Here is a 2,158-nt window from a genome sequence, read left to right on the forward strand (position 1 = left end):
CACGAAGACGCTGGTTTTGATCGCATTCTGGTGGGCTATTGGTCGGATCAGCCAGATGGCTTTCTGGTGACCACGCACGCGGCGGCGCACACCTCAACGCTGAAATTTTTGCTGGCGCATCGCCCCGGTTTTGTGTCGCCAACATTAGCGGCACGCAAACTGGCTTCGCTTGATCACTTAACCGACGGCCGTTTGGCGGTGCACATTATCAGCGGCGGCAGCGATGCCGAGCAGCGCCGCGACGGTGACTTCCTCAATAAAGCCGAGCGCTATGCGCGCAGCGATGAGTTTCTCACCGTGCTGAAGCAGAGCCTAGAATCCGCGCAGCCGTACGATCATCAAGGCCGGTTTTATCAGGTCGAGCAGGCGTTTTCGGCCATCAAACCGTTGCAGAAAAAACTGCCAATCTATTTTGGCGGATCGTCGCAGGAAGCAATTGATGTCGCAGCACGGCATGCCGATGTGTTTGCGCTGTGGGGCGAACCGCTGAAAGGCGCGGAGGAGACGGTACGCAACGTGCGCGCTGCTGCTGCCAGACAGCGGCGCGAAATCAACTTCAACATCTCGTTCCGACCGATTCTTGGCAAAACTGAAAAAGAAGCCTGGGAACGCGCGGAACACATCCGCACCACGGCAGAGAAACAGCTCAACGAAACTGGTTTTGCCTTTGGTAAGGCGAAACCGCAAAGCGTTGGCGCGCAGCGCTTACTCGCCGCCGCCAATGAAGGCGATCGTCTGGATAAAGTGCTGTGGACCGGCGTCGCAAAACTGGTTCAGGGCGGCTACAACTCCACCGCGCTGGTGGGAACGCCGGAGCAAGTTTCCGATGCGCTGCTGGAATATTATCGCCTTGGCATCCATAGCGTGCTGATTCGCGGCTTCGATCCGCTTAACGATGCGGTCGAATATGGCCGTGAGCTGATCCCGCTAACGCGCGAGAAAGTCGATGCGCTCTCCGCCGCAGATAAAAGGAGCGCCTGAATTTGATGAGCCATTATCAGCACCAGCGCCTGCGTGATTTCGTCGCCAATCTTGCCAGCCTGCTGGATACAAAGCCCGAGGAAGCCACGGTGTTACAACGTGGCAGCGAGTGGCTTGGCGAGCTGATTCGCCACGACGACTGGCTGGACGATGCCTTTAGCCAACCTCATCCCGAACACTATCAACAATATTTGTTGTATGCCGATGCGCAGCAGCGCTTCTCGGTGGTGAGTTTTGTTTGGGGGCCGGGCCAGCAAACGCCGATTCACGACCATCGCGTATGGGGATTGATCGGCATGCTGCGCGGCGCGGAAATTTCACAATCCTGGCAACCGGGGCCGAACGGCTTGCAGCCGGAAGGCGCGCCCGTTCGACTCGATCCTGGCAACGTTGAAGCGGTATCGCCAACGGTGGGCGATATCCATCGCGTCAGCAACGCCTATGAGGATCGCGTCTCCATCAGCATTCACGTTTATGGCGCCAACATTGGCGCGGTTAAACGCGCGGTCTACCGCGAAGACGGCAGCGAAAAAACGTTTATCTCCGGTTACAGCAACCGCTACTTACCGAACATTTGGGACCTTTCACATGACTAAACCGGTTTTCCCTTTACGCCAGGCGGCGGAACTTATTGATGCGCTGCGTCAGCAGCAGGAAGTGGCGATTGTCGATGTGCGCGATGAAGCGCTGTTTGCCACCGCGCATCCGCTGTTTGCGGTGAATATTCCGCTTTCAAAGCTAGAGCTTGAGCTGCTGGACCGCATTCCGCAGCGCGCCACCGCCATCACGCTGTATGACGGCGGCGAAGGCCTGGCGCAAACCGCTGCCGAGCGCATTGCCGCGCAGGGTTACAGCAATGTCGCGCTGCTGGCGGATGATTTGGCCGGCTGGCAAGCGGCGGGCGGCGAACTGTTTATCGACGTGAATTCACCCAGCAAAGCGTTTGGCGAGCTGGTTGAGCATCACAATCACACGCCCTCTTTGTCAGCGGACGAAGTGCATCAGCTGATTAACAGCGATGCTAACGTGGTGGTGCTCGATGCACGCCGTTTCGATGAATATCAAACCATGAGTATTCCAGGCGCCACCAGCGTGCCAGGTGGTGAGCTGGTGCTGCGCGTGCGTGATATCGCGCCATCGCCGGAGACCACAGTGATTATTAACTGCGCCGGTCGCA

The 2,158-nt window shown here is 57.8% G+C and carries 3 protein-coding genes; all 3 read left to right on the forward strand.

Annotation, left to right across the window (positions count from 1 at the left end):
- Nucleotides 1-981 (forward strand): LLM class flavin-dependent oxidoreductase (locus RTY00_RS16765; RefSeq protein ID WP_312665192.1); only part of this gene is annotated, 981 nt, incomplete at its 5' end.
- A gap of 5 nt (nucleotides 982-986) precedes the next feature.
- A complete protein-coding gene (locus RTY00_RS16770) occupies nucleotides 987-1,577 on the forward strand; it encodes a cysteine dioxygenase (RefSeq protein WP_312665193.1) in 591 nt (196 codons plus the stop codon).
- Nucleotides 1,570-2,158: rhodanese-like domain-containing protein (locus RTY00_RS16775; protein WP_312665194.1), on the forward strand; the 589-nt coding region annotated here is incomplete at its 3' end. The genes RTY00_RS16770 and RTY00_RS16775, both read left to right, overlap by 8 nt.

Origin of the sequence: Pantoea sp. CTOTU49201 (assembly GCF_032054795.1) — a bacterium.
Lineage (GTDB): Bacteria > Pseudomonadota > Gammaproteobacteria > Enterobacterales > Enterobacteriaceae > Pantoea > Pantoea symbiotica.

Excerpts from the sequence above, each read along its gene's own strand:
- RTY00_RS16770 (WP_312665193.1), top strand. The coding sequence starts at position 987 with ATGAGCCATTATCAGCACCAGCGCCTGCGTGATTTCGTCGCCAATCTT.